Source organism: Dolichospermum circinale AWQC310F, from assembly GCF_000426925.1.
Classification (GTDB): domain Bacteria; phylum Cyanobacteriota; class Cyanobacteriia; order Cyanobacteriales; family Nostocaceae; genus Dolichospermum; species Dolichospermum circinale.
The window spans coordinates 43,686-51,761 of record NZ_KE384687.1 but is presented as its reverse complement, the minus strand read 5'-3'; the positions used below and the strand labels follow the sequence as shown (position 1 = coordinate 51,761).

6 protein-coding genes and 1 pseudogene are annotated in these 8,076 nt (G+C 33.7%); all 7 read right to left on the bottom strand.

From position 1 onward, the window contains the following. Nucleotides 1-326: 326 nt before the first annotated feature. Nucleotides 327-500, bottom strand: coding sequence for a hypothetical protein (locus tag ACIR310F_RS22535; RefSeq protein ID WP_231387530.1), 174 nt, complete (start codon nt 498-500; stop codon nt 327-329). A gap of 344 nt (nt 501-844) precedes the next feature. Next, nucleotides 845-2,035 carry a glycosyltransferase family 4 protein gene (locus ACIR310F_RS0113585; RefSeq protein WP_028084292.1) on the bottom strand — a complete coding sequence of 397 codons (1,191 nt, stop codon included), beginning with the start codon at nt 2,033-2,035 and terminating at the stop codon, nt 845-847. Nucleotides 2,036-2,366: 331 nt separating this feature from the next. Next, on the bottom strand, nt 2,367-3,422 hold the full coding sequence (locus ACIR310F_RS0113575) for a polysaccharide pyruvyl transferase family protein (RefSeq protein ID WP_028084291.1): 1,056 nt from the start codon (nt 3,420-3,422) through the stop codon (nt 2,367-2,369). 184 nt (nt 3,423-3,606) lie between these two features. Then, a complete protein-coding gene (locus ACIR310F_RS0113570; protein ID WP_028084290.1) occupies nt 3,607-4,824 on the bottom strand; it encodes a glycosyltransferase in 1,218 nt (405 codons plus the stop codon). Nucleotides 4,825-5,311: 487 nt separating this feature from the next. Beyond that, nucleotides 5,312-6,133 carry a glycosyltransferase family 2 protein gene (locus ACIR310F_RS22530; RefSeq protein ID WP_051289639.1) on the bottom strand — a complete coding sequence of 274 codons (822 nt, stop codon included), beginning with the start codon at nt 6,131-6,133 and terminating at the stop codon, nt 5,312-5,314. A 13-nt stretch (nt 6,134-6,146) separates the two neighbouring features. Continuing rightward, a complete protein-coding gene (locus tag ACIR310F_RS0113560; protein ID WP_155963812.1) occupies nt 6,147-7,457 on the bottom strand; it encodes a hypothetical protein in 1,311 nt (436 codons plus the stop codon). A gap of 333 nt (nt 7,458-7,790) precedes the next feature. Then, nucleotides 7,791-8,076 (bottom strand): annotated as a pseudogene (locus tag ACIR310F_RS22525) (hypothetical protein); the annotation flags it as partial.

Here is an 8,076-nt window from a genome sequence, read left to right as displayed (position 1 = left end):
CCTAAATAAATTATAATCGCCGCATTTTTCAATGGTTTGGTGTTCCCAATCGCCAGTTACGGTTTGAAGGCAGAGCTACGGATATAGTCACTAATTTTACATCTATGGTAAGCTAATTTGCTGACCGTAAGTTACAGCATATTTATCTGGTTAGATCGGATTATCATATCAGCAGGGCAAGAGCGATAGCGAAGCACTGCTGCAAGCAGTTCGCTACTATTGTCCGTTGTAGATTTAGAAAAGATTAATGCACTGGCAATTACATTTGTATCAATTACGATGCGGTTAGTTTTCATCGTTGAGAATAGATTCTAAAATTTCTGAGGTCATTCCGTGGCTTGTTGACTCGCTTCTTCCATGATATCTAAGAGTGGTTTTTGACTGACTGCTTTTTGCAGCATTATGTTGAGAAATATTTGGATTTTTTGCTGTTTTTCTGGTTCTGCTTCTCGGTACGCTTTGGCAATTTCTGGGTCAACTTGAATGGTAATGTTTACCATGAAAAGTTACAAGTTAATTAGTCTAGTTTTATTATAGCGATCGCTAGTTATTTCTGTTTTACACTATCCTGAATTATATTCATCTCCTCTTCTGTTAACCAATACAATTTATACACTATCTCATCTATCTTTCTAATTCTGTCGTGTCTGCTTTCGGTTTTTGGCGTTTTATTTCTAGGATTTTTTCTACTAATTTGACAGTAAATGTTTACACCCCCCAGGAAAAAGCAAGGGGTTTTCATTCTCTAAAATCTATCTAAATTATAGCATAAAAAAGAGCGAAACTTTTACTATTATTTGCTCTTTTAAGCCTTGTTTTAAACCATTTATCATGGTCAAATGGCTTAAATCTGAAAAATTAACCTTTCATACTCCTCAAGCGCCCTCTTAAATGTATATCTAGTTTCATACAATTGACGTGCTATTTCACCCATTGACTTAACTCTTTGGTTGTCACTTGCTAATTGACGAATTATATCAGCAAGCTGTTGAGGATTGTCAGGAGGAACATTAACCCCACAACCAGAATTAGTTAATAGCTTGTCTATATATGAATTGGGTACAGATATAGATATAAGTCCTCGTCCTGCTGACAGCATTCCATAGAGTTTAGATGGTGCAACAATTAACTCAGCACCAGGGATGAGACTAACTAAGGAAATATCGCAGGCTGTTAATGATAGAGGAAGTAATTCTCTAGGTTGGTAGGGTAATAGGAGAATGTTTTTTAGCTGAAAATTCTCAATTGCTTGTTTGACTATTTTAGTTTTTGCTCCGTCACCAATAAAGACGAATTTAATCGGCTCATCTTTCAGTATTTTAGCTGCTTCAGTAATGGTTTCAATATCATGTAGTCTCCCCATATTACCTGAATATAAAACTGTGAAGATTTCATCAAGTTCATGCTGTTGAGCAAAATTATTTTCTGCTTTGCTGACAATGGGAATATCTTCAATTGCCCAATTTTCAATTACTTTAATCTTGGGTTTTAAATCAGGATACTTTTTCTCTAAAAATTCCTGCATTGAAGTGCTAAGAACAATTATATATTCAGAATATTTATAAGTTAAATAAATTAACTTACTAAAGAATCTATATAAAATACTATTTTGCTTCATGATTCCAGACATTGCCGCTGATTCTGGAAAAATATCTTGGAGAAGAAAATAATATTTACCACGACGGACAATATTGAATAATATTCCTAAAATACCTGCATAAGGTGGATTAGAAGCAATCAAAAGTGGGACATTTCCGGGTAGGTTAAATATTACATAAGCAACAGCACCAAGCAGAAAAAATATCGAACTACTGATTTTACTGAAAATGCTGGTACTGGATTTGATGGGAGAAAAAGCACGAATTATTTTGAATTGAGTTAAGAAATCAGGTACATCTAAATTAGATTTAGTACCAGTAAATATGTTTAAGTTATAATTATGCTCATACAGTCCCTTTGCAAGGTCAGTCATTAACTGGGCTGTCGCAGCATTGCTAGGATAAAAGTATTGCGTAAGGATGGAAATTTTCTTCATTGATTTAATTTTTAGGCGTTGCTGATTAAGAGTATGATTTTATTTCACGCAGAGGCGCAGAGTGTCAGAGTTTCATTTTTTTTGACTTTTCAATTTCATAACCCAATTCAGCAAAGCCAATTTTTAAAATAATTAAAGCAGAGATACGATTGAATACTGATGTACGGTTCGTTGTTAGCTGAATGACGGTAATCATTCCGTTGGTTCGATTGGCTACACATAAGGTTACTAACAATCAACCAATGGAATGAATAAAAACGGGTTGAAGGTCTAAGGGCGGATTCGTTCCCTAAGTAGGCTGGACAAGCAGCGGAAATCCTCTCTACTCTATTCAGTTGACAACCTGTCGCAAAAAGTCAATCATTGCTGATTTCTCCTGCTTTAACCATGCAGTATCAATTTTTATCAATTCTTTGCGGATATTGACCGCGCCTAATCGATCAAGTAGATATGCTCTAGGTGAGTTTGAAAAAAGTTTTGCTGGTTTGCCATAAGCCAAAGTTGCTACGCAAGCATGAACTCTATTTGAAAATGTTGCTTTTGTATTAGCATACAAGTTAAGGTATGTATGCGGGATATCTGAAGTAAAGGAGTTGGGAGCGGCATAAGATTTTTGTAGCAACATGGGATTGAAGCGATGGTCAGTACGAACAATAATGTGATCTGCTATGGACTCTTGTAGAGAAGGTCTCATAGGAAGTAAAGAACGAAGGAAAAGGTAAAATTTATATCGACAGGCCAGATTTAACTCACGACTTGCAAAGCGAAACTTCAATGCCAGGTTGTTCAACTGAATTACTTCTTCATTCTCTTTAAGAGTTAAACCATTATCTATGGCAACTGTAGGTTCTGGAATTTGGTCAAAATTAAAAATTATGTACGGTGGTAAAGTTGTTGATAATGGATGATGGAGGTCTGAAACAAAAGTTGCAACATCAACACCATCCATTGCATGAGTGGCCAAATCACCAAAAAATTTATAAGTTTCAGTATCTCTAGTAATAAATACATAAGGCGGTATTTCAGTTAGCCATTCTCTTGCTTGTTCTTGCATTTTCTGAGAATAATCCATCATACCAGCACTCAGAACAATTATCTTGACACCCCGCTCCTTTAATTTCCGCAAAGTCTGTAACCATATTTTTGGATATTCAGGACGTAAATATGGACCTTGAATTACAAGATAATCCATTTCAATATGAGCTAAGTAATCTAGTGAATTAGGGGGATTCCCAATATTAACATCCCAGTATCCTGGTTGATCACTCAAAAATACAACCCGATCATTTGGAAATGCTTGACGGAGCATAAACTCCGCACCTAATTGGAAGAAACTATTTCCAATATTAGTTGACCAGTAGCCAGCAACAACAACGAAAGTTTTCATAGAAATTATGTAACCTCAAGATCATCAAATAAACTATAGGAATCCGGTTCAAATTTTGAAAATATACTAACTACTTAAATCCATATCCAATAAGGTTTTTATCTTAAAAACCTTTCAAAAACCAAATATGAGTAGTATAGAATAAATCCTTAAGTAGGGTATTTTTTGATTTAAGAACTTATTTTCATTTCTTAACTGCCAGATAATATGCCTCTATATAAGAGTTTAAAATATTTTCAAACGAAAATTTTTCTCGAATTTGATTAATAGCTAAATCGGAAATTTTATATTTTTCCTTTTGATTAAAGAATTTATTCAGTTGCGAAGCAAGTTGTTGTGAATCCCCTAAAGGAAAGAAGATAGCTTTTCCATCAGTTACTTCTCTAAATACAGGAATATCAGAACAGATAACTTGACAACCTTGAGACAAGGCTTCTGTAGTAACTAATCCAAAAGATTCTTCACGGGAAGGCACAACTAAAACATCACTAGCCGCATAATAGCGATTAATCTCTGTACGACTATCAATTGTTCCAATTAATCTTACTTCAATGGGCAAATTATTTACTTTTTGTTGAATTTTTTGATTGTATTTTCCAATCATGATCAACATAAAGTCATCAGGGTTAGGAAGTTGATGTAAAGCTGACTCCAAAACATCAAATCCCTTCCGATAAGACCCAATTACATTAGCCACGAAAAGCACAATAATTTTGTTCTCAGGCAACTTCAATTCTTGTTTAATATCCTGACGTTCTTCTGGGGGAGAAAATTGTTGAAATTCTGTGGGATTAGGAATCACTTGAATTCTTTCAGCCGGAAAACCTGCGTGAATTAGTTTTTCGCGGAGAATATTAGAAGGAGATACTAAAATTGCTTTCGATTTTGTTATGAGATCATGACGATCAATAAAATTTTGTCTAGCCCTATCTACTAAAGTGCTAGGATATTTATCTAAATGAGGACAAGGATGACAGCCTTGGTGATAACCCTGGCAATTTCCAGAAAAAGTACATCTTCCTGTCATAATCCATTCATCATGTAATGTCCAAACAACGGGTTTTTCGAGTATTTTTTTCAGAACTACCATTGGCATATAGTAACCATGAACATTATGCAAATGAATAACATCAGACCAATTTAATATTGTTGGTAAAACTTTAAACCATTTATTAACATTTAGAGTACCCTCTTGACTGGTGAAACGATAAATTAGTGCATTAGCTAAAAATCTCCATTGGGAAATTCCTAATATTTCAACATTATTTAATTTATTAGAAATGCCACTACCTGCATAATATTTGGAATAAAATCCATATTGAGAAAGTTTTAAATGAATATTTTTAGCAACCGCTGCTGCTCCTCCTGATGTTGTATGTGTGTGAATATGTAAAATTTTCATTCCTGATTATACCGCTTCTTTTACGAATATGGAGAAGTAACTCTAAAATGCAAGTAAATAGCAATAAACGGACTTAATTTTTTGTAATGCCGCCTCTCATGCACCCAACACAAAGCGATATTTTCAGTCAGTAACTTGAATTGGGTAGCATCATCACAGACGAGAGTTTGTAACACTGGCCAATCAGTTTCTTGATGATAAAAAACAATGTTGAGAACCCAGTTTGGGTAGATAAATATCCAGAAGTGTTGAATTCTGCAACAAAACTTTACAATCTTTCGGTTTTACCCAGGTAAAATCCCTTATTTATTGAGAATAGAGTCATTAAATGCTCAAATTTGGTATCACCAATGCCAATGCATAACTTGGGTAAGATCCTCCAAATCTTAAGATTCAACACTTCTGGGAAACGCTATATTGGTTCAGAAATTTTGAGAATTACGAAATTATGTGATTGTCTATCCTGCATAGCGTTCTTTGAACGTTTTCATAAATTTGCTTTTCGGATAATATTGCCTAATTTATCTGAAATATTTTCACCAATTGTTGCCGTAATAAATATTCTGATCAAAGCTCTAAGATAAGAAATGATCCTGCCAATGGTAAATACGTTGATTTCATGTCTTTGTGCAATCCTAGTAAATTCATTTAGAACAGCAAGTCTTTTTTGTGTCTGTGTACTTACACCTCCCAATAAAGAACCTGCGATAATTTCCTCCATAAATATTGCGTCGTGTTGTTTTAAATAACGCAAGAGCATCTCGTAATCAGCAGCGAATTGGAGGGATTCATCAAATTTACCGTATTCTGCAAATAAGCTTTTATGATGAAATATACCTTGATGGTTCAAACGCATGCCATAGAAAAAGGTTGGGCGAATTTGTTCCCAAGGTTTTCCGTGTATGTCCAGCACAGCACCATTTTCAAATAGTCTAACAACTTTGCCATAGACGACCTTGATATCTTCAGGAACTTGGCTAATAAATTCTGACACTTTTTCGAGTGCGTCATTTTCCCAAAAATAATCGTCCGCACCTAAGAAGTATATCCAGTCTCCAGTAGCTTTAGACATAGCTTTATTCCAAGCATGGGTAATGCCTCTATCGGGCTGTGATTCCCAATAACTAATCTTGGTGTGATAACTTTCAATAATTTCCACAGAACCATCTAAAGATCCTCCATCAATTACAATTAACTCCTTATAAGGATAAGTCTGATTTATAACGCCATCAAGACATCTTCGTAATGTTGAATCGGCATTAAAAACTGCAACAATGACAGTTATGAGTGGTTTACGTTTATGAGACATGTGCATATAAAGCCTAAACGGTTAATTTACTTGATTTCTTATTTATATTGGTCAACAACGCAAAATATAACAATACCATCCAGAAACTTACTCCCATTTGAAACTGAAATATAGATAATAATGATGTAGATAACAATAGCATCAGACGAAATAAACTATTTAAACTTCTATTTATAGACCAATCCAAGTAAAAATAAGATGTTAAACATCCAAGAGTTCCTGATGCCAAACAAACAAATAATTCCTTTCCATCAAGATAAAATTGAAAAAGCATCGTATAGTATATGGCGATGTATCTTCCTGGTGCTATTTCTGTACCGTTATATATTTGGTATTCTCCTATAACCTTGGACAGGGTATCATAATTAATGCCAAATCTTCTTATAAAAGTTAAAAAAAGATCTTCTAAACCTCCTAAAGTTGCTCTACCATATGTAATAGTTTCAGAACTAAAAGATGAATTATTGGATAGTTCCGAACTCATAAGGTGGAAACCTTGAGTATGATATTGAATAAATTGAGAGTAAACATCCTCTAATACATCAATATTAGAACTTCCATTTGGATCTAGCCTAAAGACGGATAATAAAATTATTGTAATCACAAATAAACTAGTCAGGAAAATTAAGATATTCTTTCTAGTCTTTATTTCCTTTTGAGATAATTGAACGTATTTATCTCTAACAAAAGATTCCGATAATAGTATTAAAAACAATATGTAATATATATCAGTTCTCGCTGAGAGCATAATGCTCTTCATCACTGTTAATAGTACAGTAAAGAAAAAATATTGTTTATTATTAAATACATAAAAATAAATAACTGAAATAATAGTTAATAAGAATAAAAATGGGAACAAAAACTTAAAGAAAAAAATTGATATATATGGATTACCGAATAATACGTTATCTTCTTCTTCTAACTGAAAAACCGCTGATCTGTAAGTTCCTGGTAATAGTGCTATAATTGTTAAAGACTTTATAAAATATGGAGTAATACATACGAACGCCAAAAAATAAAGCTTATCAAGTATATGTTTTTTGCAGAACACCACAGCATCTAAAGTGGTGATATTTTTACGTGGGATGTCATAGAAAAAAGTTCCCAGGGTATAAGTAATTAGCATTATTAATACTAGTGTTTGAATATGCCAACCCGGAACATAAAAACCAGCAATACCTAAATTAGATACAAAAAGCCACCCACCCCACCAAAGCGTCATCAACGCAGCAGGATTTATCAGTTGTCTAAACCTTAAATAAGAAACATAAATGCATACAAAACAAACTACAGGTATTATAAATAATGTTTTATTTTCAAACATAAGATCATTAATTTTTGTTGGATGTGAACAGATACAAATTTGATTCTTTATAGGTAGAGCGATCGCTCTGGGGGTAAATTTGTAATGGTAGACTATCGAGGGTGGGTTTTAATTTGCCAATAACTTTACCTAGTTTGGTTGCTGGGCAAATCACTGTGTAATCATTACTCTGCTTTTTTTGTACAAGAATTTAGGAATCTACACTAATATTTTTTAAGCCTCGATGTAAACGATAAGTGACGCTGGCAGCACCTATACCAAACCCATGTACAGCAATGTTTTTGGATACAAAAGAAGGATATTTGATCACAACGGGGAGCGTTAGAACCGCTTTCACTTAATTGAAAACTTGGAATAGAAATTATCAATATTATGGAATAATTTAAAATTTTCTCTTAACCAGGATTCATCCTTGTCCCACCATTTTGTATCTAACAAGAAATTTATAATTTCCTCTGAAAATCTATACCTGATTAATTTAGCAGGAACGCCACCATAAATAGCATAACTAGGAATATCTTTTGTTACTACAGAACCAGCACCTATATTTGCATTTTTTCTTTCTCTGAGTAAATTAAATTTTCTGTTCAAATAACTGAAGTCCTTTGATGAATACTTA